This is a genomic window from Sporosarcina sp. SAFN-015 (assembly GCF_059415085.1).
On sequence record NZ_JBPFDR010000001.1, the window covers coordinates 222782 to 248512 of the forward strand.

General features: G+C 46.5%; 16 protein-coding genes. 1 reads left to right on the forward strand and 15 read right to left on the reverse strand.

The window, feature by feature from the left end:
* Window positions 1-18: 18 nt before the first annotated feature.
* The 14 genes from ACR65H_RS00960 to ACR65H_RS01025 form a co-directional block, all read right to left on the reverse strand.
* Complete coding sequence (locus tag ACR65H_RS00960; RefSeq protein ID WP_440498184.1) at window positions 19-3546, reverse strand: S-layer homology domain-containing protein; 3528 nt, start codon at window positions 3544-3546, stop codon at window positions 19-21.
* A gap of 731 nt (window positions 3547-4277) precedes the next feature.
* Entirely contained in the window at window positions 4278-4988 is a 711-nt protein-coding gene (locus tag ACR65H_RS00965) for a WecB/TagA/CpsF family glycosyltransferase (protein ID WP_440498185.1), read from the reverse strand.
* Window positions 4989-6278, reverse strand: a complete 1290-nt coding sequence (locus ACR65H_RS00970) for a nucleotide sugar dehydrogenase (protein WP_440498186.1) — start codon at window positions 6276-6278, stop codon at window positions 4989-4991.
* 168 nt (window positions 6279-6446) lie between these two features.
* Window positions 6447-7622: a S41 family peptidase gene (locus tag ACR65H_RS00975; protein WP_440498187.1), complete on the reverse strand. Its 1176-nt coding sequence runs from the start codon at window positions 7620-7622 to the stop codon at window positions 6447-6449.
* A 427-nt stretch (window positions 7623-8049) separates the two neighbouring features.
* Entirely contained in the window at window positions 8050-9132 is a 1083-nt protein-coding gene (locus tag ACR65H_RS00980; RefSeq protein ID WP_440498188.1) for a CAP and S-layer homology domain-containing protein, read from the reverse strand.
* A gap of 382 nt (window positions 9133-9514) precedes the next feature.
* Window positions 9515-10501: a nuclease-related domain-containing protein gene (locus ACR65H_RS00985; protein WP_440498189.1), complete on the reverse strand. Its 987-nt coding sequence runs from the start codon at window positions 10499-10501 to the stop codon at window positions 9515-9517.
* Between the two features lie 216 nt (window positions 10502-10717).
* Window positions 10718-11086 carry an iron chaperone gene (locus tag ACR65H_RS00990; RefSeq protein ID WP_440498190.1) on the reverse strand — a complete coding sequence of 123 codons (369 nt, stop codon included), beginning with the start codon at window positions 11084-11086 and terminating at the stop codon, window positions 10718-10720.
* Between the two features lie 274 nt (window positions 11087-11360).
* Entirely contained in the window at window positions 11361-12272 is a 912-nt protein-coding gene (locus ACR65H_RS00995; protein WP_440498191.1) for a DMT family transporter, read from the reverse strand.
* A 717-nt stretch (window positions 12273-12989) separates the two neighbouring features.
* On the reverse strand, window positions 12990-14432 hold the full coding sequence (panF, locus tag ACR65H_RS01000; protein ID WP_440498192.1) for a sodium/pantothenate symporter: 1443 nt from the start codon (window positions 14430-14432) through the stop codon (window positions 12990-12992).
* On the reverse strand, window positions 14429-14737 hold the full coding sequence (locus tag ACR65H_RS01005) for a YhdT family protein (protein ID WP_440498193.1): 309 nt from the start codon (window positions 14735-14737) through the stop codon (window positions 14429-14431). Before ACR65H_RS01005 ends, panF begins: the two co-directional genes overlap by 4 nt.
* Before the next feature lie 165 nt (window positions 14738-14902).
* On the reverse strand, window positions 14903-15358 hold the full coding sequence (locus ACR65H_RS01010; protein ID WP_440498194.1) for a GNAT family N-acetyltransferase: 456 nt from the start codon (window positions 15356-15358) through the stop codon (window positions 14903-14905).
* A 31-nt stretch (window positions 15359-15389) separates the two neighbouring features.
* Window positions 15390-16370, reverse strand: coding sequence for a nuclease-related domain-containing protein (locus ACR65H_RS01015; RefSeq protein ID WP_440498195.1), 981 nt, complete (start codon window positions 16368-16370; stop codon window positions 15390-15392).
* A 444-nt stretch (window positions 16371-16814) separates the two neighbouring features.
* Window positions 16815-17723: a S16 family serine protease gene (locus tag ACR65H_RS01020; RefSeq protein ID WP_440498196.1), complete on the reverse strand. Its 909-nt coding sequence runs from the start codon at window positions 17721-17723 to the stop codon at window positions 16815-16817.
* 145 nt (window positions 17724-17868) lie between these two features.
* Window positions 17869-18474, reverse strand: coding sequence for a 3'-5' exonuclease (locus tag ACR65H_RS01025; RefSeq protein ID WP_440498197.1), 606 nt, complete (start codon window positions 18472-18474; stop codon window positions 17869-17871).
* A gap of 211 nt (window positions 18475-18685) precedes the next feature.
* Between ACR65H_RS01025 and ACR65H_RS01030 the strand changes: the two genes are divergently transcribed.
* The gene (locus ACR65H_RS01030) at window positions 18686-20158 is read left to right on the forward strand and encodes an MDR family MFS transporter (RefSeq protein WP_440498198.1); all 1473 of its coding nucleotides are present in this window, start codon (window positions 18686-18688) and stop codon (window positions 20156-20158) included.
* 363 nt (window positions 20159-20521) lie between these two features.
* Here the strand turns inward: ACR65H_RS01030 and ACR65H_RS01035 are convergent, their stop codons facing one another.
* A complete protein-coding gene (locus tag ACR65H_RS01035; protein ID WP_440498199.1) occupies window positions 20522-25621 on the reverse strand; it encodes a S8 family serine peptidase in 5100 nt (1699 codons plus the stop codon).
* Window positions 25622-25731 lie beyond the last annotated feature (110 nt).

Genomic DNA, 25731 nt, shown 5'->3' on the forward strand with positions numbered 1-25731 from the left:
GGCTTGTTTTATTGCTTATTATTTTTTCAATGTTACCTTTGCAGCTAACAATTCCGCTTTAGTATAACCTTGTACAGCAAATTCAACAAAGTTACCTTTTTCAGCGTCATAAGTTAATTCAATTGTTTCTTTGTTAGGTACCTCTAATACTAATACAGATTCATTTGTGGCTTGAAGTTTTGATGTTGCATTAGCCTCAGTTACTACCACATTGAAAATTCCTGGTGCTAGTTCTTGCAAGTCAGCATTCAAATCTTGCACAGTCACTACACTCTCTTCAGGTGTTCCAGGATTTGAATTTTCACCTGGAGTAATAATTTCTTGAATCTCAGCTTTAGTCAAATCTCTTCCAAGTGACTCATATGCTCCTACTAAATCACTTTTAACTTTAGCGATGTTTCCAAGAGTAACACCCGTGATACCTGCAGCTGTAAAAGTATCTGGAGTTACGCCAGCCCAAGTGTTAGTTTTGATAGCATTAGTAACTGCTGTAAAAGCTGCAGCTTCAGCTTCAGAAGCTGATTTATTATCAACAACTTTTAGGGTAGTTGTTTCGGAGTAATCTCCGCTATCTGCAGTTACAGTAATCACCATATCTTCTACATATGGAGTGTTTGCAACAGTATATTTACCTGATGCATCTTTTGCAATCACAGTATCTCCTAACTCAACTGTGTAAATTTGACCTTCTGTTGCTGTGAATTTGATTTCTCCTGCAACTGTTCCAGCTACTGGGTTTGTATCAGTGAATGCCAAGTCAGTTACTGGGACAACTTGAGTTTCATCTTTAATGATGTCGAATTTATTCTTGATTTTATCGCCATCGCCTTTTGTAAATGTTACAAGGTCACCATTGCTTAAACGGCTTTCAAAGAATGCAAGTGTACTTTGTACAGATGAAGTATTGTAGTAGTACTCTGCACCTTTGTAGGATAATGTATAGTTAGTTGAACCATAACGCAATGTAACTTCTTGCTTAGTTTTGTCAACACCTACTACAGTTCCAGTGAAGTTAGCTGGTACGTATTCGCCGCTGAATGTAGCAGTGAAGACTTCCGCTGCAACATATTTATTATCGTTGCGAACATCGCCAGACCAGTTTGTACCAGTTACAGCTGAAGCATAGATTGTTGCTGAAGTAGCATCAGTTGAGTAAAGCTTAAGGTTAGCTTTACCGTTTACAACGTTTGTAGTAACTGTGATTGCTCCGCCCACTTCAATTGTAGTTGGGTTTGCAATTCTTTGACCGTTTTGGTCATAAAGAACATCATCAGTTTCTTGTAGTGTAAGAGCGTTTGCACCAGTATTTCGGATTTCAAATGTTACTTTACCAGTGTAATTTCCAAACGCGCTGTCACTTTGGTTAGTCAAATCAAAAGTGAATGTTGCACTGTCTCCACGTGGGAAATCTTTTACTGCTTTACCTGCATTGTTTAGAGCATACAAGTCTGCTCCAATAACACGGGAAAGTTGGAAGTAAGTTGTAGCTGCTTTTGTAGATGGCTCTCCATCTTCAAGCACACCACTTTGTGTGTTTAGAGAGTTGTTTTGGTCGATCCAAACTACTGGAGTTCCTTGATCATTGTTGTTGCCATAAAGTAAGAAAGAAGCTTCACCTTTAGCATCCAACTTGATAGTAGCCTGTTGTCCAAAGTCACCACCGTACTTAGAAACAGTACGAGTTACAGCTTTGCTGTTACCAACATTTTCAAATTGCGCTTTTGAATTTGTACTCATATTGCGCTCCATCAACTCATCAAGTGATACGTTGATTACACCACCAGCATATGGTTTGTTGCTATCGTTCGGGTTAGTAACTGCTACTTTATATACACGACCGTTATCAGAACCAGCAGCTGCTTCAGCGTCACCTACTGGTGTAACTGTCAATGCATAGTTCACTTGTGCACCTGCAAACGTTACTTTTGAAGCTGCTTGCATCAACTCTTCTTTATCGAAGATGCCATTGCCTCTGTTATTGTTTACAGTTGATGTTTTCTTATCAACAAATACGAATGGAGTTACAGCAACGTTAGTTCCTGAAACTACAAATGTAGCTTTACCAGTTGAGTCAGTTGTGATTACAAGCTCTTCTTTAGCACCTGACTTTGCTTGGTATGGAGTTTTAGTCACTCCTGTTTTCGGGTTAGTAACAGTTGCTTTAGCGACCGCTGAATAATCAACATCAATGTTCTCCAAGAAAGAAACATTTAGATCTTGATTCACCACTGGGCGTCCTGTTTGTGGATCAAGGTAAGTAACTGTGTATACTTTTTTCGTTCCGTTAGCAACTGAAGCTCCTGCTTTATCTTCTTCGATAGTCAGGATAGTATCAACACCCCAGTATACTGTTGCGAAATCACGCTTCGTTGGTGCGCCTGTTGGGTAAGCAGTTACGAAATCTTCACCGTTAGTATATTGAGTGTATGAGAATGTTGCGATACCATTTGCATCCGTGTAAACTTCTTCAACTTGAGCTTTATTCAAAGCAGCATTTGGAGTTACGTTGAATGTTACAGGAACATTAGCTTCTTTCACACCGATATCAGCTTTAAGAATTACTTCGTTACCAACTTTTGATTGGACAGAAGTAGTGTTCATTTTAATTGATGTCGGAATTAGTGCAGAGATTCCTTCAAATGATCCAAGCTTGTCACCGTTCAAAGTAACATCGTATTTCTTTCCGCCTTCTTGAGCAGAAGTTGTAAGAATAACTGTTTTAGCATCTGATTGTTTCACTACTGCGTTTGAAACTGTCAAACCTTCAATTGCAAATTTAAGTGAGTTAATGTCTTTTACGCCTTCGACAAATTTCACTTCAACAGTTGTTGCATTAACAGCCTTAATTGACTCAACACCAGTTACCACTCCAGTAACTTTTGAGAAGTCAGTGTTAAGTGCGCGGTGTAGGAATGATGCGAAATGACCGCGAGTTGTTGTATCTTTCGGGTTGAAAGTTGCAACAGTTGTGATGTCGAAGAAGTCTAGGACATCGATCGCTGTGCGAGCTTCAGCTTTAGCAGCGTTACGGTCTGTTACTTCTTGTTTGAAGTCTTGACCTTGAACATATTCAACTAGGTTGAAGTCGTTTACTGTATCAAACGCGCGAACAAGTACAACTGCCATGTTTTCACGAGTGATGTTGTCGCCTGCTAGAAGACGACCGTTGCTTCCGTTGAATACGCCGTTGTCTTTAACAACTGCAGCATATTTTAGAAGCTCATCGTTTGAAGCAGATGTCAAATCTGTGAAACGTGGGTTAGTTTTGTAGTCAGAAGGTACTTCGTAGCCTTCAGATACAAGCCATTTACCCATCAATTTAACTACGTCAGAACGAGTCAACGTTTTGTTAGGCTTGAATGTTCCATCTTGGTAACCCGTGATGATGCCAGCATCAGATAGTGCATCGATTGCTGGTTCGTGTGTGTTGCCTTTTGTGTCTGAGAAATCTTTCGCGCTTGCTACTGGTGCTACTGCAGATGCTACTAATGCAGCTGATGCAGCGCCAACTACAAACTTGCGATACTTCGTTGGTTGGTTAGCCATTGAATAATTTCCTCCTCTAATAAGAAATAAAATTTGTCATCTACCCCACGGCAAAATGGAAGTAGAAGCCATTACACAATAAAGTATAGATACTAGCAGCAGGGATGTCAATTACTTATTGGTATTTTGCTAGATTGCAAGTCCCAAACCCTATGTAATTTTCCGCTGCTTCTACTATTCTACCTTATCTTAAAAATATATCAAGTATTTCTATCATATTTCAACAAAAGTCTTAAATCATCCTAATTATCTTACTGTTTCTGTTTGTCCCGTACACCAAGAGGTACGGACCTCTTGGAAGTTCTCTCCTTGGATATATTAGTAATTTTTTTATAGCTTGGCCATGCTTTAGAATCTACTACCGCAATAAAAGAAATAGAACCGTAATAGGAAAAAATTGTTTTAAATATGGTTGATTGTCCCTCTTTGACTCCCCTTGAATCTATTATTCTGCAAATATAAGTGAAGCTTACTGAATCTATTATACCTATGAATAAAATAGAACCTTACTAGAAGAAATACTGTTCTTCTAGCAAGGTTCATATTGAATAGCGATCAACAGTCTTAGAAAGGCAAAAGGCCTTGAACAGATGGGAGCTGTTCAAGGCCTTTTGTGCGGTCAACCAACCGTTTTCGTCCTGCGTGGCGTTTAATAATATATGCTACAGAGGAAATTATCCTTACACTTACGTATTCTATCACCAGTTTTACTAGATTACAAGTATGATTGTTTATTTTCGGCGAATTATTTCAAAAAGGAATTTTGGCAAGTTCATTTGCCGTTTAATGCGGCTCGGTTCCAATAATAACCGATATAGCCATTCAGCGCCAACTTTTTGAAATGCGGCAGGTGCGCGTTTAATATTGCCTGCAAGAACGTCAAATGAGCCGCCGACTCCTTGGTAGAGGATCGGATGCAGGTTATCGCGATGCTCTTCAATCCATAGTTCCTGTTTCGGGGATCCCATTGCGACGAATAGTATATCAGGTTGTGCGGCGTTGATTTTCGCAATCACTTTTGACGTATCCTTTTCATAGCCGTCCTGTGTGCCGGCGACTTTGAGATCTGGGTATGTGTCGATCAGTTTAGCAGCTGCTCGATCCGCCACTCCCGGCTTCGCGCCGTAGAGGAAAATGGACTTTCCTGTTCGGGCTGCTTCCCTCACAATTCGGTCCATCATATCTACACCGGTTACGCGGGATGTTATGTTGCCTTTTTGGATCTTGGACGCGATAATGACGCCAATGCCGTCCGGAATTTGGAATTCCGCACGGTTCAGCAAGGCTTTCAATGCTGGGTCGTCTTTTGCCTTCATCAACTTTTCAGGGTTGATGGCGACGATGAGTGATTTCTTTTTGGCGTCGATGTTTTGAAAGAGCTTTGGGATGAGTTCATCGTAGTTCTCTGTGTTGACGTCGACGCCGAGTATGGTTTCTTTCATTTAGCTCATGACTCCTACTGGTGAGCCGTCTCCAAGTTTGAAGTAGTGGAATCCGGCTTGTTCCCATTTATCTCGAGAGAGTGCGTTTTTCGTGTCGAGGATGAATGGTTTCGGTTGTTTTGTTGTGAGTGTGTTCGGGCTGAGCTGTTTGAAGTCGGTATGATCCGTCGTCAAGATGATCAGGTCAGCGTCTTGTGTTGCTTCTTCGAGTGTCGCTTGTTGAGTCGTGTGCTGCAATTCTTTAATGTGTGGGTCGAATGATTTCACTTCCAGCCCCTTCTCTTGCAATGCTTCAATCACTTTAAGGGACGGGCTTTCGCGCATGTCGTCGACGTCGCCTTTGAATGCGAGTCCGAGTACTGCGACTTTACCGTCTGTAATGCCTTTCGCGTCAAGAAGGAATTGCGCTTTTTGAGCGACGAATTGCGGCATGCCGTCGTTTGTGAGACGGGCTTTGTGTATGATTTCAGCGTTAGCCGGGTTGAGTTCGACTAGGAACCATGGATCTACAGCGATACAGTGTCCGCCCACTCCAGGTCCCGGCATATGGATGTTGACGCGCGGGTGGAAGTTTGCAAAGCGGATCGCTTCCCAAATGTCGACGCCGATTGTTTCTGCAATTTTCGCAAGTTCGTTCGCGAACGCGATGTTGACGTCACGGTATGTGTTTTCCATTACTTTAACGAGTTCAGCTGTTGTTGCGTCCGTCAAGTGGATTTCACCTTGAACGAATGTTTTGTAGAGCGCTTTCGTTTTTTCGGCGGATTCCGGTGTGATACCGCCGACGATGCGGTCGTTGTTGACGAGCTCTTCGAAGATTTTGCCTGGGATGACGCGTTCAGGCGAGTGAGAGACGAAGAGGTTTTCGCCGAGAATTAGATCAGATTTGCGAAGCTCAGGTAACATAACGTTTTCGACTGTTTTCGGTGGAACCGTCGATTCAAGAATGACGAGTGCGCCTGGTTTTAAATATGGCACGATCGATGCTGTCGCTTGGCGGATGTATTCCAAGTTTGCCGTGTTGTCGGGATTGATCGGCGACGGAACGGCGACGATGTAGACGTCTGCTTCGACTGGAGTTGTGGAAACAGTAAGGTTACCGCTGTCGATCGCTTGGTCAAGACGTTCTTGGAGTCCATTTTCTTCTATATGTAGTTGCTTGTTGGCGATCATATTGACTGCTTTTTCGTTGACGTCGACGCCGTGGACTTCGAGGCCACTGTTGGCGAACATGACTGCTGTCGGGAGGCCGATGTAGCCAAGACCGACGACGCACATTTTGTTATTCATAGGTAATGTTCCTTTCTGAATGGGAGTGCTTTTATTAGGTAGTGCTTGAGATTAAATTGAAATGCTTACGCAGGGGTCCGATGGTGCCAGACCCCTGCTTTATTGAATTTACATTCGTTGATTATAGCATAGTTGAATCGGTTGTACATATTTCCTCTTTTGCTGGATTCATTTCACCGTTATCGGTGTGAAGATGCCGTGCTTTGTCGTCCGGCCGGTGTCGTTTGCGAAGCCGGGATGGATGACGAGGAAATAGGAACCGCCTTTTTGCATTTGTTTCAGCGGCTTGATGTCGAGCATATCCGTACCATTTGGTTTAAGTGAAATCGGGACTGCGACACCTCCCACTTTAATGAGTTCTACTTTATTGGACGTGTTTGCTTCATTAAGGTTCATTTTTTGTGTGAAATGGATGTGGAATGTTTTGTCTGCTGCAACGCCTTGTAGATCGTCGACTTGTTTATACTTTTTCTGTGCGAGCGAGTCTTTTAGCAACCGCGCATGGATGATCGAAAGCTCTTGATCGTGTTCGCAGTCGATCGTAGGCGCGATACCTTTTTTATGGATTTTGGATTTCTTTGGTCCAGTGAATTCGCCGATTGTCAGTTTGAGTGCTGATCCGTCTTCGAATTCGAAGAACGATTGGATGGTGCCCTTCCCTTTTGTCCTTTCGCCGACGATGATTCCGGCATTTTGGTCTTGGAGGGATGCCGCCACGATTTCAGATGCGGATGCCGAGTAGCGGTTGACGAGTACATAAGTTTGTTTCGGGAATTTTATTTTCGATTGTACGGGTTTAACGGTTGTCGTGCCTTCTCTCGTTTTCATTTCGTACGCTGTTTTGACGCCTTCGAAGTGACCGAGGAGTTCTTCGGCGCTTTCGACGTAGCCGCCGCCGTTGTAGCGAAGGTCGATGATGAGTTTGTCAGCGCCTTGTTTTTTTAGGTTCGAGTAGTGTTTTGTGACGGCTTTGTCCATGTTGTTCGAGAAGGTATTGATCTTTATATAGCCGATGTCGCCGTAGAGCATGGCGGATGTGACAGCGGGCTCTGTTAGGTTATGTAGGGCTACGTCGTCGGCACCGACTGCTGCAACATAATCCATATATTCGTCTGCTGACATGTAGCGCGAGTATTCGTCGAGCGCGCCCATGATTTCGTCAATGGTCGTCATGGCATGAAGGTTTTCCGGAATGTCTCCATAGTAGAAGTTTTCGACGAAGAACTTGATATCGTCGACGCGTGCGGCTTCGGCTTCTGCGGTAAATGCTGTTTGGGCCGAGGCGTGAGGCGCGAGCAAAATGATTGTTATGAATGCGAGTAAGATGGAATGGATTTTTTTCATGCCGCTGACTCCTTTCTAGTTATCGGGTAGTTATGGTTATTATACCCACTTTGTTAGATTAAAGACATGGTACGGGAGAATAGTTTTGTAGAGTAGTGCTCTTTTCGGAGCCGAAGGTTTGTTGGTTGTGTTGCGTAGGGCGTTGGTTGCGTTGCCGGCTGAATTGGTTGCGTTGCGTTTGGCTTTGATTGTGTTGTGATGCTAGTTGATTGTGTTGCGACGATTTGGTTGTGTTGCGAGCGAGGATGGTTGCTTTGCATTGATGATTTGTTTCGTTGCGGGGTGGGATGATTGTGTTGCGACGGAATTTAGACGCGGAGATTTTTGTTGATAACCCTTTCCCTGTTTGCACGTTCGCGGAGGTTATTGCATTATTGGGGACTTGTGAGGCGCGATTAGAGAAAGAGGGGTTGGGCCCCCTTCTCGTTTATTTTGCCGAGAAAAGATGGACCCAGTATGGAGTGCCGTTTTGGTCGGTCGCGTAGCCGGTACCGATGTTCGTGAAACGGGACTGGAGGATGTTGGCACGGTGGCCGGGAGATTCCATCCAGCCTTGGACGACCGTTTCGGCGGATGTGTAGCCTTTGGCGATATTTTCACCGTACGCCGACCAGTCGTATTTGAAGTGATCGAGCATGTTGCCGACGGAGCCGTATGTTGGCGAGTTATGGGCGAAGTAATTCTTTTCCGCCATGTCTTCGGCTTTTGCTTTGGCAATCGCCGAAAGTTCTTTGTCTTGTTTGAGTGCTGCTAGGTTTTTCTTTTTGCGTTCGGTGTTTACTAGATTGATTGTTTGTGCTGCTTGTGAGTCGTCCATTTGGCTCGGTGGCGGCTCAGGGATCGAGTAGACTTTATCGACGTATTTTTGTTGGGCTTTGTCGTAATAGATTTCACCGGATTTGCGCTTGGCGTCAAATTCGATGGCTCGCTGGATGAAGGCAGCCATATGGGCGCGTGATACGGGATCGTTCGGCTTAAATTCGCCGCCTTGCTCGGTCGTTGTGATGCCGAGTTCCGCAATCGTTGTGATGTAGCTATGGTAGCCGTTGATTTTTTTGACGTCTCTGAAGGAGATCAGGTCGTTGTCGTCTACTGTAATGTCGTAGGCGAGTGTGATGATTTTGGCCATTTGCCCGCGCGTGAGTGAGGCGTTCGGGTTGAAGGCTTCACCGTTGTTAAAGATGCCGTGTTCAGTGAGTGCGCGGATATGGTCGTAGGCGCCATGTGCCGGAGTGACGTCTTTGAAGTCCGGTGTGAAGTCTTGTGTCGGCTTCGTTTTCGTTGCGAGCGCGACGATTTTAGCCGCCTGGGCACGCGTCACTGGTTGGTTGAGTTTATATGTGCCGTCCGGGTAGCCGTTGATGATGCCGAGTTCCGAGATGGCGTCAATCGGCTCGTATGCCCAGTGGGATATCGGAACGTCTGTGAATGATGCGGCTTGTGCCGGCTGGATTGCAGGTGTTAGTAGCAATGCGGTAGCGAGAAGTGCGGTTGAGATTTTGAGTTTCATAGATGTTCGCCTCCTTTTTCTATGAGTATACTGATTTCTTAATAGAGTGTGGAGTGAAACGTGGAGGTATGCGAGTTTTTGAGTATATATGCGTAGTAGTGATTGGTTATGCGCGTAAAAATGCATTTATGAGTGAGAATTTTGGATTATGCGTATTTGGAGGAGTATATGCAAGGTTCATTTCTTTGCGATTGGCTTTTGTTTTGATGCTTTATGATTTGGTTGTGTTGCATAAGTGGTTGTTTGTGTTGCAAGTAAATTTGATTGTTTTGCGGGGATTTGGTTGTGTTACGCATCTGGATTGTTGTGTTATAGAGTGAATCTATAGTGTTGCGCCTGCTGGATACTGATTCATATAAAAAAGCCGCTCCCTCAGGCGGCTTTAAGGTTTCGTATACGTTGTACTACGGGAGGCACCGTGTCTTCGAAGATTCGATTGGCGCAGGACGACACTTGCCGCTGAGCAGGATTTCAGTTCTAAAAAAATACGGATCTGTCTGTTCGTAATTGTGGGGCTGACAAGCAGAAACCAGTCGTCTATCGATTGCTGTAGTGCATCTTTTGAGTTCTTTTTGCATGCCTTGCAGTACCAGGAGTGACCTCGCACTCGTGTAGCTGGTTCGTTGCATGTTTGACACAGCACTCCTCTTTTCAAGTCATTCGGGGATATTTTAAACCGTTTGCACGGCATTTCATTCCACCATTTCCTTCGGTTAAGATTGATAGTTTTAGCGATTTGATAGATTTGACTTGTATTGAGTTGCGGATTGTCTGTGATGAAATTCCGGATGTAGCGCGGGAGCTGTTTTGCAAATTTGAGTGTAACGGATTGAGGGAATTCGGGAATTTCGGTTTTGTTGTTCGCCATGACGAGGATGGGCTCGATCGGAATGTCGATGTTATGCTGCTTTAGCCATTCGGTTAGGCCGGTTGCTGCTCGGTCTACTTGGTGGATGGCGCAGTCATACTTGTCCACTGTTCCGTTCGGTGCGATTTTAATCGTTTTGCCGGAAATCTCGTCAAAGTGTACAGTGCCAGTGAAATTTTTTATCTCGAGAAGAAAAGCGATCGTTGGGGAAATGATCAAGGTGTCGATCTGGATTAGGAAATCGGGGTTTATTTCCAATGTGATGTCTTTCAAAATTACTGTGCCCTGGGGGAAGGCGATTTCGTTGAGTACTCGGTCTACATAAGTTTCGCCGATGTAGCCGGCTTTTACTTGGTTGTACTTTTTGCTGATTGTTTCGTGTTGCGGATGGTTTGAAGGTAATCTGATGAGCAGCCGTTCGAGCTGGGAAAGTTCTTCGGGCTCGTTGCGTTTTTCGTGTATGGGTGTGCACGCTCCTTTAATTGAATATTCTTTGTTCAAGGATAGGGTAGCATTTATGTTTGGTGGATGCAAAGGCTTGTGTTCTACTATGCAGTTGGTTGTGTTGTGATTAGAATTCGTTGCGTTATGTTTGAATTTGATTGTGTTGCGCCTAGCAGTGTTTTTGTTACTTGGTGAGTTGATTGTGTTGCGGGTGTTTGGTTGCGTTGCATGGCGAGTTAATTGTGTTGCAAGTGCAGGGGAGATCCCCCCTGCTTACCGCCAAAATGTTGTGATGTCTGCTTTGTCTTCAACGTTGTACTCAATCATTTTCTCAAGTAATTCGTAATCGACCGGCTTGTTCCATGGGAATTGGACGAGCATTTTGGTGTGCTTGTAGCCGGCTTCTATAATTTGTTCGGAAAAGTGGGTGATGCCTGCCTGCTCGGGGGATGCGGCCAAGTGCTGTTTGGATACGCTGAAGCCGATGATGTAAGTGCCGTGGTCAGTGAACATCGGTTGGTTCCACTTGATGACCTGTTCAAAGTTTGGATATTTCTCGGATACCCATGCCAACACTTCTTCTGTACGCGCCCGATGTTCCGGGTTATCGATTTTCGCTAAAAATTCTTCGAATACTTTCATGGTATTGCCTCCTCTGTCCGGTCAGTTTCTTTGAATTAGTAATTATAGTTTACACTTCAACAATAGTCATTGCCAGTTGTGCCGTTTAGTTGTGTTGCGAAGTGATTTCATTGTCTTGCGGTTGGATTTGTTTTCGTTATGTGCGTGAATGATTGTGTTTCGACCGTAGTTCATTGTGTTGCGGTAGTTTGATTGTCTTACGGTTGAGTTTGCTTGCGTTGCACGGTGAATTGATTGTGTTGCAATTGACTTATAAAGAGTGACCGAGTCGCCCTCAGGACGACTCGGCCTTGATTTTACGTTTCTTCCACAGATCTTCTGCAGCTCCAGATCCGAGGATGACGCCGATGATGATTAAAACGAAGCCGAATAAATGGCGGCTTGTGATGATTTCGCCGAGGAAGATCGCTGAGCCTACCAGGGCAAAGAGAGTGTTCAAATTCATGAAGATGGCGGCTTTTGCGGGACCGACTTGGCCGACGGAATAGTTATAGAGCATGTGTCCTACGGCTGTCCCCAAAATGGCGCTCGTTGCAAACACTGCCCAGAAGCTTTGCGGGACAGTTGTGAATTTCATGAGTTCGCCGGGCTCTTGGATGAGGCTGATGACGAATAGGATCAAACTCCCGGTCGTGAGCATATACGCGGTGAGCAGCCTTGGGTCAAGCGTCCTTGCCGCCTTCGCGATTACTAAAAACGAAAGGACTTGGGCAAGGATCGAGATGAAGATGAATGCGTCCCCGAGTTTAAGGCCGGTGAATCCTTCGCCGCCTGCGAGGACGACGGATCCGATGCCGATGAATCCTACGACTGCGCCGATCCATTGGACTTTGGTCGGGTAGTTGCGCAGGATGAGTGCAGTACAGATTGCTGTTAGAACGGGACCGGTTCCGAGGATGAGGCTGGCGTTTGTGCCGGACGTTCGGAAGAGGCCCATGTTGAGGAAGTAGTGGTGAAGGACGACGTTGAGCGCGGCTCCTCCGATGATGTATGTCCATTCCTTTTTGGTCGGGAGGCGTACGAGTTTAAGAGCCCCGAGTATCGTGAATACGGTGATGCCTGCTGTGAAGACGCGGAGTGCAGTCATCGTGACGGGATGCATGTATTCGAGCATGTATTTGAGCATCGGGAGGTTGAGTCCCCAGAGCAGCATAGTTGTGGTGAGCAGTATGTAGATTTTCCACATGGCGGTGTCCTTCTTTCTAGTGATGATAAGAGTCTAGTTTAGCATATGGGGTGGGGTTGCGGTCGGTTTTGCGTTAAATTCGAAGTTTGCATGTGGATATAAGAGGAACGAAGTTAAATGATTGCATTGCGAAGTTGCATTGGTTGTGATTGATCACCATTTTTCAAGACTTATCAAGCGTTTGTCAACACCTTTCCGCGGTAGCGGAGCGAGGGTGGTTTGCCCGAGTGAGCATAAGGAGCGGAAAGGCGTTGACAAACAAGATGCACCCAGACCCTCTTGGCTTGGAACAAACACTGTTTGTTCCTGCCTACCGGCGAGGGATGTGAGGGTGCAGGGGGATCATCCCCCTGCTGGGTCTGGGCAAAGCCCACGGTCTTGATAGATTGTCGCGGGAGTTTCTTAAGGGGTTCCCTCTCCCATTCGCGCTAAATGGTTTTGGCAAATCGAGGGTTTGGTTTCGATGCGGCAATGATTGGTTGTGTTATGAATGAGTTTGGTTGTGTAGCAGCTGAAGTTTGTTTCGTTGCGGGGTGATTTGATTGTGTTGCGCTTGTTTGATTTCGTTGCGATTGGATTTGCTTGTGTTACGTGGCAGTTTGTTTGTGTTGCACTTGTTTGATTTCGTTGCGAATGAATTTAATTGTGTTGCTCGGCAGTTTGATTGCGTTGCAACAAATGGAAAAGCGGACTCTCGTTGTGGGAGTCCGCTTTTCATTAAAATCTATATACTTTTCGCTCAATAGTAAGGGAGCCGATGATGTAGGCGAGCAGGGACAGGACGACTGGAATCGTCACTGTGTGGACGCCTAGTAAGTTGCCATATGTCGTGTTGTAAAAATGAATCGCGATGTAGCTTGCAATGCCTGTGATCATGCTAAGGATTGCACCGTATTTGTTGCCGTATTTCCAATAGAGTCCGAGGACGATTGGCCAGATGAAGGCTGCTTCGAGTCCTCCGAATGCAAATAGGTTCAGGAAGATGAGCAAATCGGGCGGCTGGATGGCGAGTAGGAGGACGATGATTCCTAGGATGCCTGTGATGCCGAAGCTCAGTTGTTTGACGCGTTTTTCGGTTGCGTCCGGTTTAATGAAGTTCAGATATACGTCTTTGACGATTGCCGAGCTGACAAGCAGGAGCAGCGAGTCGACGGTCGACATGATTGCTGCCATCGGTGCCGCGAGGACGATGCCCGCTAGCCATGGGGGCAATACTTCGAGCGCGATTAACGGAATAACTTTGTCCCCTACGTCGATTCCCGGCATGACAGGGCGCGCGAAGACGCCGATCAGATGCATGTTGAGCATGATGAAGCCGGTGACGATTGTGCCGATGACGAGTGCTCGGTGCATGGCGCGTGAACTTTTGTAACTCATGGCGCGGATGGCCATTTGCGGGAGCCCGACGACACCGACCCCGACGAGTATCCAGAACGAAGATACATAGGCAGCCGTGAGTGAGCCATCCGCTCCGAATGGCGTGACGAGTCTTGGGTTTTCATTCAATAAATCTTGCATGATGGCTGGCACCCCTCCGCCAGCGATGATGACGCCGATGAGCAGGATGAGTGTGCCGACGACCATAATTGCTCCTTGGACGGCGTCGGTCAGTGCGACGGCACGGAATCCGCCGATCGTCACGTAGACGAGGACGGAAATTGCGAAGATGAAAAGTGCTGTCGTATACTCTAGCCCTGTCAGCGATTCGATGAGCCGTCCCCCGCCGACCCATTGCGCGGTCATGGCGGAGAATAGGAATATGATGATGGCGATGGCTGATAGGATTGCGACCGCTGGGCTGTTATACCGCGCTTTCAGGAAATCAATCATCGTGACGGCGTTGTATTTACGGCCGAGGATGGCGAATTTCTTTCCGAGAATAAGCAGGACGAAATAACCTGTGACGACTTGCGTCATGGCGAGCAAGATCCAGCCGAAGCCGACTGTGTAGGCAGTTCCGGGTCCCCCGAGGAAGCTCGATGCGCTGCCGTATGTGGCGACCATCGTCATCGCAAGGACGAAGCCGCCGAGTTCGCGTCCACCGAGGAAGTATTCTTGAAGGAATCCGCCGCCCGTGCTCATTTGTTTTGATGCGATTAAGCCGATGGCGAAGATCGCGATTAAAAATATGACGAGCGGGACGATTACTTGGATGTTCATGGCTTCTGGGATTCCTCCATTTCAGTGTATTCTGCGTCGAGCGGGACTTCTTTTAAGACGAAGTTGGTGATGACGATGACAAGCAAGGACATCAGGATGAAGCCGACGACGCAGCTGTAGAAGAACCAGTCGGGCAAGCCGAGGATGTATGTGTATTCTTCAGGTGGGCGGGATCCGAGTCCGTAGGCGAAGCCGTACCACCAGATGAAGTTGAAGATAGCGAGTCCAATGCCGATAAATGCTTCGCGATGCGCGATTTTGAAGCGAGGGTCGGGCTTGTACGTTTCTTGTTTTTCGGAGGACATTTCCAGGTGCTCCTTTCGTTTTGAAGTACGTTTTACTTCTTTGAGGTTGATTATACAGGAATTCCTTGTTTTTGGGAGGGGGTAATTGGAGTTTGATAGATTTTGGGAAGGGCACGCGAAGTTTCTTCTATTATATAAAGGTGGAAAAACGCTCCGGGGAGCGTTTTACGGTTGTTGGACGTAGTAATCCATGACGAGTTCGTCTTCGAGCAGTTCGTCGGTTAGGGTGAAGCCGACCTTTTGGTAGAATTCGATGGCGCCGGGATTTTCTGGCCAGACGGATAGGCGGATTCTTTGGCAATCGGGTTTTGCCGCAAGCAAGTCGATGGCAGCTTTCATCGCTTTTTTGCCATAGCCTTTGCCTTGGAATTGTTCGCCGATCATGAAGCGGGGAATCCAGTAGCGATCGTAATCTTCGTTTTCCGGAATGTCCTCAATGGCGAGCAGGCCGATGACGGTTTCTCCGTCGAGTATTGCGTACGGCGTGAAGTTCGGATCGACGTAAGCCCAGGCGATTGTGTTGACGTTTTTCGCGACGAACTCTTTTTGGGACTCGGCTACTTCTAGTTTGACGCAGGCGCGTATATTATCCTGGTTCACTTTTTCGAGTGTTATGTTCATAGTTTTGGACCCCTTTTCAAGTTGTATTGTTTTATTCAACAGGAGTTGGGGATTTCCCTTCTTTCATTAAGATATAGTGGGCCGCTTTCCGTTCGCCGATTAATTGCAGGCCGGATTTGGCGAGCAGGCCGCGGGCGACGTTGCGGTTGTTCAGCTGCGTAAAGTAGCGGAATTCGCGGTTCGTCATTTTCGGTTGGACGAGCATGAACCAGTCCTCGACAGTTTGGCGATGTTCGGTTTTTCCGGTGTGGCCGCATGACAGACAGTTCCACTTTTCCCTCCCCCACTGCATGCCGAGGCGATCGCAAATTGGGCAGATGACGCCAGGTCGGATGTCAGCCGGGTTAATGCCGTATAGATTTGCGATTGGGAATGTGTTGTATTCTTTATGATGTTCCAGCAAGGCGTTTGCTAGGTTGTAGATTGCGTGTCCGTCAAGAATTTGTTCATTCACGGGTAGTGATCGAAAGTGGACGGGTACTTCGTAGGTGAACATCGTTTTCATTTCAGGAGACGGGTGTTCGATGGCGAGTTCGTTCGTGTGTGCGAATGTGAGGATGCCGTCGATTGGGATTTGGATGCCGCGTTTGCCGAGCCAGTTTTTGAGCAGGTGGATTTTCCGGTCTATTTCGATATACGGATTGCGCATGGCCTTGCGTTCACCGTTTTGAAATACGCGAATGAATTGGGTCGGGTTCGCTTTGATGACCGTTTTGTCTATGTGGTTTTTTACTTCGACGATGGTGATCGATGATGGTGTGATTACGAGCGAGTCGATTTGAAAATAAGCGCCATCTTGTTGTAGGTAGAGGTCGTGGAGTATGGCGTGCGGGTAGTCTGGGCGGAATTCATTGATGTGCTCGTCAAATTCGAGTTTGCCATTGTAACTTGCTTGGCAGATTAGGAGATTCTTTTTGACGTTATGCTTTTTATCATGATTGTTTGGCAGGCGTTTATCCAATGAAATGAGTGCTTTCAGTTCGCTCGGCAGCGTTCGTTTTTTGTAGATCATTTTATCACCTCATGTTTAGTTAGATGGATTTTGCTAGTTTGGGATTACGTGATTGGTAGAGTTTATGCATGAAAATTGAATGTTATGAGCGCCGATGGAGATGTTATGAGCACTTTTTAGCAATTTTTGAGCGCGAACTGGAATTTTTGAGCGCTTATATAGGTTTCTGGGCGCTTGGATGGTTTCATGAGCACTTTTTGCGTTTTATGAGCGCTTGTGGAGTTTTATGAGCGCTTGCGGAGTTTTATGAGCACTTGCGGAGTTTTATGAGCACTTGCGGGGTTTTATGATCACTTGCGGAGTTTTATGATCACTTGGAGAGTTTTATGATCACTCGGGGAGTTTTATGAGCGCGGGCAACTGCTTCAGACTGCAATATTACGCTCGCGCTAAATGTGAAAGCGAAAAGCCCTGACTCCTTCAAATCAGGGCTTTGGTTCATGTTTACTTGTTCAATTCCTTTATCGCCGTTATAGCTTCGTCAATATGATGGACAGGTATGATTTCGATTGCTAACTTTTGCTCGGCTTTTACAGTCTCAGCTTCTTTCCTATTTGCAACGGGAATTATAATATATGGAAAACCGTTTTGTTCCGATATGATCATCTTCCCTGCTATTCCGCCAACTTCATTGACTCTACCATTTGGCTCTAATGTTCCCGTAACACCGATTGGAATTTCATTATGCAAGCTGCCTTTATGAGACATCGCTGAAAGACCTAACGCTAGGCCGGCACTGTCTCCAACTAGATTCTCTCGATTCAGAAAATCATTAATAACCGGGATATCATCCTGCATAAAACCTCTTACATTCTCCCCCATTATGTCAAATTGCTTTTTGCCAAATCCGAAAAAGCGTTTTATTTCATTTGATTTGCTATAGTACCTATCTCGATTTGTGATTTTGTGCAAATCCAAAATTTGAATGCCGTCCCTTTCATATATATCCCTTATTTTAGTTTCCTCATCAAGATAATGAATATCGTTAAGCCCAATCGCCAAAACATATATTCTGGAGTTTTGTACAACTTCCTCTGGTTCTCTGTAGACATCTGCAATAAAGGTGTTGCTCTCATACTCCAAGAGTAGACTTTCGTAACCGCAAAAGAGGGACAATAACACGATTACCCAAAAGGTGGTAAGGCTCTTAAACTTATCTTTCCTGAAAATAATCAACGGGATTACAGCTATCACCATAAAGCCAATTAATGCCCCAATAAATGCAAAACCGCTTATATAGTCCAAGTAATAAGCATTGCCAAGTATGAAATAGATAGGGACTACTATGAAAATGCTATAGACGAATGCCAATAGCTTGGTTGAGCGATCGAGGGTTTTATTATAATTCTTCATATTCATCTTGTTCCTTTCTTGACAAAGCTTATTCTATCAAACAATAGATATATTCCATAGGATTCGGGAAAGTTGTGTGGCGGAGGTGTTATGCGAGTAATGGAGTTTATACGGGGTTCATTTAAAAAACCGCCTGGCTCGGCGGTTATTGGGTGCAGTATTGGTAGATGGCGGCTGTCGCTAAGCAGTCGCCGATTGCGTCATGGGCGTCGTGCTCGAGTTGGAGGTGCTTCGCTAAGGTGCCGAGTTTGTGGTTCGGAGTTTCTGTGATTGCTTTACGTGCGAGTTTGACAGTGTCGATGACGGTGTATTCGGGAATTTGGATGCCTTCGATGTTGTCGAGGGCGTACAGGAAACCCATGTCGAAGCTCGCGTTGTGGGCGATGATCGGTAAATCGCCGATGAATTCTAGCAGCTCGTCGATTTTATGCTCAATGATCGGTGCCGATTGTACCATTTCGTTTGTGATGCCTGTCAGCCTTGTGATGGAAGCCGGTATGTGGCGTTCCGGGTTAATGAAAGAATTGAGGACTTCGACACGCTCGTGGTTGATGTACTTGATGGCTCCGATTTGGATGATGCGGTCAGCGCCAGCTCGGAATCCTGTTGTTTCGAAGTCCAGGACGATATAGTCTGTGACGTGCTTGGATGTCGTTTTGTATTTCCTGACGCGGGACGCGCGGCGAGCACCCCAGTTTTGGATGTCCGTCTTTGTTTGCAGCAGTTGGGCGGCTTTGCGGTTTGAGCTCATCTTGGATGCACATCCTATCCTTTACTTTTGTCGTTCGATTGTTGCAAATCTATTACTATATTACACTATTTTAAAAGTATTAAACTAGATATATGTTTTATTCAACCAAATAAGCGTTGCAAACTGATTCCCTGCATGGTATATTGCTCCTTTCCGACTATTTTTGTGTAATAAAGCAAATAATATATAAGTAGACGAGAGGAGATTTTATATGCAGGAAACTAAAAAGTACGAGTTTTTGGCTGATGATCCGAATGTGAAGGTCATGCCAATCATGCTTTCACTCATCATCGGTGCTTTTTTTGCCATTTTGAATGAAACGTTACTGAATATCGCAATGGTTACGTTAATGGATGAGTTTTCCATTGAATTGCCGACGGTGCAATGGATGGCGACCGGCTTCTTGCTCGTAATGGCGATTGTCATTCCGATTTCAGCGTTGCTTATGCAATGGTTCACGACGAGACAATTGTTCCTTGGAACGATGATTGTCTTTACGATCGGTACGATTGTCAGCGCAGCTGCCCCGACGTTTTCCATTTTGCTCGTCGGACGGTTGATTCAGGCGAGTGGAACCGGTTTGCTGATGCCTATAATTTTCAATGTGTTCTTAATGATTTTCCCGCCGGAACGCCGCGGGAAAGTGATGGGGTTGATTGGCCTTGTCATTATGTTTGCGCCGGCGATTGGACCGACACTTTCCGGAGTGATCGTTGAATATCTCGGATGGCGTTATTTATTTATCGTTGTCATTCCGTTTGCGATATTTTCAATTTTGTTTGGATATAGACATTTAATTAATGTTGGAGAAGTGACGAAGCCGAAGATTGACTTCATTTCGTTAGTCTTTTCGACGATCGGCTTCGGTGGGGTCGTTTACGGTTTTAGTGCTGTCGGGGAAAGTGCGGATGGATTTTTGAGTGTTAATGTGCTGACCGCTATCGTCGTCGGTGCGATCGGCGTCGTTCTTTTCGTGCTGCGGCAATTGAAGTTGGATGAACCGATCATGGATTTGCGGGTGTTCCGCTATCCGATGTATACACATGCAGTCATTCTATTTTTGATCATCATTATGGCGATGTTTGCATCCGAAATCATTTTGCCGATCTATATGCAAGGTCCGTTGGCGTTGAGCGCCGCCACAGCGGGGTTAGTCCTTTTGCCGGGAAGCATCTTGAACGGTGTCATGTCACCGTTCATGGGGCATCTTTTTGATAAGTTCGGACCGCGCGTCTTGATGATTCCGGCGACGATTGTGTTGAGCGGAACGATGTTCATGATGAGCAGATTGACCATTGATACGCCGGTTTGGGTCGTCGTTCTCGGCTATATTTTGATCATGCTGACGGTATCGGCGATTATGATGCCTGCGGAGACGAATGGGTTGAACCAATTGCCGAAAAGGTTGTATCCGCATGGAACGGCGGTTATGTCGACATTGCAACCGGTCGGAGGCGCGATTGGCGTTTCGATTTTCATCAGCATTTTGAATGCACGGCAGCTGAGGTTTTTGGAAGCGTCCGCGAATCCTACTGATGCGACGACGATTGATCTTGCGATGGTGGCGGGCGTTGAACTCGTCTACTTTATCGCTTTTGCGATGTCGATCGTTGCGGTGATTATGGCATTTTTCGTGTATCGTGCGAAGCCGGATGAGCCGATTAGAGAGGAAGACTTGGGCTAACTGCGTTTGTTGTGTTGCGATGTAGGTTGGTTGTGTTGCGCGCGGTGTTCGTTGTGTTGCGATTCCAGTTGATTGCGATGCGAGCCCGGTTTGTTGTGTTGCGATATTTTCGTTGCGTTGCGAGATGAATTGATTGCGATGCAAGCGCGGTTCGTTGTGTTGTGACAATTTCGTTGTGTTGCGAAATGAATTGATTGCGTTGCGAACGGCGATGATTGCGTTGCGCGGGATTATGCTTGTTTTGCACCCAGTGAACAACTTGCCGCGCCAAATGCTCTTGACCAATAAATGGTTTTGTTCTGGTATGTACATCATTCACTCAAGAAAACAGCCTTTCCGAAAAATCGGAAAGGCTGTTTTAGATTAACTTTCGATAGCTACGAAGCTGCCGGCGTTATCGGTTTTGAATTCGACTTTGCCATTTTTCACATTAGCATTTTTATCAATGATGCTGTCAGTACTAATGTCTTTAATTTGGACTTTTTTGTTGCCAAACGTCGACATAACGATGTTGATATGCTTTTTGATGCTTGTCAGCTGTTGTTTCCCTTCACCGATCCCGTTCCAGAACGTAATCGTATAGATGTCAGAAACAGCATTAGCTATTGCAGAAGCCTCACTTCTTGCGACGGAAATTGTGATATCGCCGTGCAGGTCCGTGAAGACCTTCTTATGAATCGAGAAGACTGCGCCGTCTTTTTGGATGACGACGTCCTTATTCTTATCCACGATTGCTTTCAAAACGGAAGCGTCTAATTCAATATCCGTTTCGCCTGCGAATGCCGACAGGTCGAGTACGATTTCACCTGGAGAGCTTGCAATCGTGTCCCCTGTGACAACAAACTTCTGAGTTTCCGGCTCAGTAACAGGCTCTTCGACAGCTGTGACGACTACTGTAACAGTAGATGTGTAATCACCGTTTGTCACAGTAATATCCGTCTCCCCTGCACCTATTGCTGTGATTGTGCCGTTCGCGACAGTTGCGACGTTTTCATTTGCAGATGTGAATGTTGACGTTAAAGTAGCGTCTTCTTCACCTACAAACGTGCCGTCCGCTTTTGTCGTTGTTTGTGTCACTGTCAATTGGTCCGTTTCGCCTGCAATGAGGGAGACGTGATTTTTATTGACTGCGAATGTGATTGTGTCCGGTTGCTCAGGCTCTTCCACTTTCCCCGTCACTTCAAGGTAGACGAGTGTGACGTCGCCGTTCGGCATGACGACGCGGACTTGCGTTTTGCCTGGTGCATGTGCAGTGACGAGTCCTCTTTGGACAGTCGCAAGCGTGTTGTTGACGACGTTGAAGCGTGAGTCAACAGTTGCGTCGCGCTGTGTTGTTTTCCCGTCTGGCGTCACAGTCGTTTCAGTCACTTTCAGTTGTTGCTGTTCGCCGACTTCCATCGCCATTTCTGTCATGTTGAGCTCGTACGTGACGATATCCTGTGGAAGGGCTTCTACAGTCAAGTAGACGTAGATTGTTTCCTTAAGATTTGTTTGTTGATTGTTGTCGTAAACGTTGATGCGCAATTGTGATTGGCCTGCTTTCAGTCCAGTGACAAGACCTTTCTTCACAGTTGCGACAGTGTTATCGATCACTTTGTAAGCGCCGAAACCTGTTACGTCTCTTTCAGTGATTGTTCCGTCTGGTTTTACTGTCGTTTCTGTGACATAGACTTGTTCCTGTTGGCCAACGCCGATGTTCACGTGTGTTTGATTTACCGTATACGTAACGATGTCTTGTGGAAGATTTTTCACTTCCAAGTAGACATAGATCGTTTCGTGTCCTTCGATCATGACGCGAACTTGCGTTTTACCTGCTTGCTTCGCTGTGACAAGTCCTTTTTGGACAGTTGCGTACGTGTTGTTAACAACGTTGTAGCGAAGTTGCCCTGTGACATCCTTTTCGATGACAGTACCGTCAGGTTTTACAGTTGTTTCAGTGACATAAAGCTGTTCTTGCTGACCTACGCCGAGTACCATATTCGTTTTATTGACGGAGTATGTGACTGTCTCTTCGCCAACTGCCTTTTCAGCAACTTCAACTGCAACTGTTGCTGTGAAGTCTTCGTACGATACAGTGATTTCGGTCGTGCCCGCAGCGACTGCTGTGACGTTGCCATTTTCAACTGTTGCGATTGATTCATCTGCTGAAGTGAATGTTGCGTCAGCTGTGACGTCCTTCTCTTCTTTCGTTCCGTCCGCTTTTGTCGTCGTTTCAGTTACAGTCAATTGTTCTGATGCGCCGACTTCAAGTTCAAGTGACTCAACGTTTACTGTGTATTCGACTTCATCTTCAACTTGGTCGCCCGCGTTGTAGATGATCGCTTCAGCTTTATTGCCCGCAGCATCTTCGTATTTCACTTTGACTGAGTTGTCTTTTTTGTTGAGTTCAGAAAGCTCGAATGTGAATGTCCCGTCCTGCTCAAGTTTAACTGGGCCGGATGCGACGACTTCTTCACCTTTCAATACTTCGTAAGACGCTTTCAGTTTCGTGTTGATGTCGTAACCCATGCCGTATCCAACGAGTTCCGCTTGGTATGCGATGTAGGCGTCATCGATTTGGCCGGTTGCAGTTGTGCCTTCGACCGTTCCTTCGATTGTGCCCGCTTCGGATTTAACGACGACTGGTCCTACGTAGTCACCGATGATCGGTGGGTTGCCGGATACTGTCATTGCCGTGTAGTCAATTGTGTAGAGACCGTCCGGAATTGTTGTTGCGCCCGAGCCACCCCATGGATTGTATTGTCCTTTAATCGCTAACTGGTAAGATCCTGCCCCTAGTGAAGAGCCCGCGTGCAAGTAGCCGATGTAGCCGTCTCCGTATGCGCCGCCTTCAGGATCCATGATGTCCCAGATTTCCAAGTAGTTCGTAGCAACGTCGCCAGTGATCGTGAAGTAGAGCATTGCTTCGTCTTTCACGCCGTCTCCGTTGAAGCTCAAGTCTGTTTCCGTAATGCGCATGTCTCTAATTTCAGTTGCCGCTTCCCCGCCGAAATCAGCAGCGAATGGCAATGATGCTGTCGTGCTGCCGCCTTCGATGTTGATGTAGCCGAGTATTTCATCGCCTGCTTGCGTGCTCGCAGCGGATGCTGTCAATGTGACATTGAGCAATTGCTCGCCGGATAAAGTGAACGTCGGCTTGTCGATTGTGACTGTTGCGTCGCCGAAGCCTTTCGTCACTTGTACGGAGGCGTTGTATGTGCCGCCATTGCCGTTCACGTTCTTGACAAGGATTTGCTTTGTCACTTCAATGTTATTCGTTAAATCTTGTGGACCGAATGTAACTGTCCCTTTTTTGTTTTCAACGATGTCGCCATCATTGTTTGCTTCGTCGATTGCGTACGCAAGGATTTCAGGGTGCGCTGCTTGGTACGCTTGTACGCGGCCTGCCCCTTGTGCGAATACGTCGTACTTGCCAGTGTCAAGGACCTTTGCTGTGTTGGATAGCGCGACTTTTACGTCGAATGCATCCCAGCTCGGATTCGCTTGCTTCACTAGCGCCGCGATTCCCGCAATATGTGGTGTAGCCATGGAAGTACCTGTTTTACGCGTGTATGCGTGTTCGTAGGTTGCTTCCGGGAAGTCCGCTTTGTACATCGGGATTGTGGACATGATGTTCGTTCCCGGTGCTGTGACGTCAGGTTTGATGTCGAAGTTTGGTGTGGACGGTCCGCGTGAGCTGGAGTTGTTCACTTCGTCGCCTGCTGTCATTGTCTTATCGAAGTTGCCGAATGAAATTGTGCCTTCCGCTTGTGCGAGTGCTGCGCGGATTGCGTCGCCGTCCGTTTGGGACATGTCAAATGTCGGAATGAATTCGAATGCGTCACCTAGGAATGTTCCGGATGGACCTGGTGCGCCTGTGCCGCCAGCGAAGTTGTGGACGATGATTGCGACTGCGCCGTTGTCTTTCGCAGCTGCGATTTTGTCAACGAACGCGATTTCGCCGCGTGAAACGAGTACGACTTTGCCGTTGACGTCAAGTCCAGCGTAGTCGGCTGCTGCACCGATTCCAGGGACTGCGACAAGGCTGAATTCGCCGTCAAGTTGCGTAGCGAGATTAGCGCCGTATGTTGTACCCATAAGGTTTAATGTTTTTGATAGATTATAGCTGCCGGCGTTGATGTTCACGTCGCCGAAGTAGTGTGCTTCAGGGTTTGTCGTGTTTCCGACTGCGATACCGAGGCGGGCTGTACCTGGAGTACCCATCGTTCCGCGGTTCGGACCAGAGTTTCCTGTTGCAATGACTGAGATTGTACCTGCGAGCATGGCGTTGTTGATTGCGAATGAACCAGCGTCCGTTTCAGTGTTGGAGCCGCCGCCTAGTGAAAGGTTGATGACGTCCATTCCTTCAATGACCGCTGTGTCGATCGCTTTAACGATGCCGGATGTGGCACCGCTGCCGTATGCGCCAAGAACGCGGTATGCGTAAAGGTCGATTTTCGGTGCGATCCCTTTAATGCCGTATTCGTTGTTGCCGATTGCGGCGATTGTCCCCGCGACGTGTGTACCGTGGGAAGTGTAGAATGAGCTTCCGTTCGCATTGAATTCAGGTGTGCCAGCCGGACGCTCTACAGGCGACGTTTCAGATGCGTCATCATCTGCGCGCGGGCGTGTGTATGTGCTGCTGTTCGGAATGAAGTTTTTACCGCCTTTGTAGATGCCTTGGAAATCCGGGTGGTCGGCGTCGATTCCTGTGTCAAGGACAGCGACTTTGATGCCTTGTCCTTCATAGCCTTCTGCCCAGAGCGCTTCGATTCCGAGGAAACCGATGCTTGTGTCCATAGCAGGACTAACTTGTCCACCTTTTGCTTTCTCTTCAAGTTTTGATTCAGAAGGGGCCGGTTTTTTCAGACCGTTTGTTTTTGAGAGGCTTTTCGATTTACCGTTGTCGAGTGCATGTACAATCGTGTCCGGCTCGACGAGTATGATGCCATTTACTTCGAGAAGTTTTGGCAGGTCATCAGCTTTGACAGTTCCGGACATTCCGTTCAGTACGGTGTCATATGTGAAGCCTTCTTTGAATTTGATGCCTTTGATAACCATTTCTTTTTTCGCAGCAGCTTGCTGGTTGCGCACTTTTTGTTTTGTCTGTTGTGCTTCTGCGCTGGAGAATGGTTTTCCTTTCAGTTTGTGGATTCCTTTTTGGAGTCCTACTGATTTTTCAGAGAGATGGATAATAACTGGAATTTCTTGGTTCCCTGTTACATTTTGAAGCTCCTCATGCAGTTTCGCTTCTCCCCCGAGCAAGTTGAGCTGTTCGGCGATAGCTGCTTTTTGCTGCATGATGCTTTCATCTTGCAAGTTTTGCTTGAATGGTTTAACCGTTTGTTCAGCTGTGGCTTCCGATGTTTCCGCAGAATCGACCGGATCCGTGTTGGCGGATGCCGTGAGTGGCGTCAGCATGGAAAGCACGAGGATCAATGCTAAAAACGTACTAAACAGCTTTGTGAAGTGACGATTCTTCAAAATACCTATTCCCCCTTAGTAGTTTGGTAGATTGCCATTTCACGATAGCATAGCGGGATTAGTTTGAAAATAGTGATTCATACAACAAATATCGACATTTCAGAAAAATC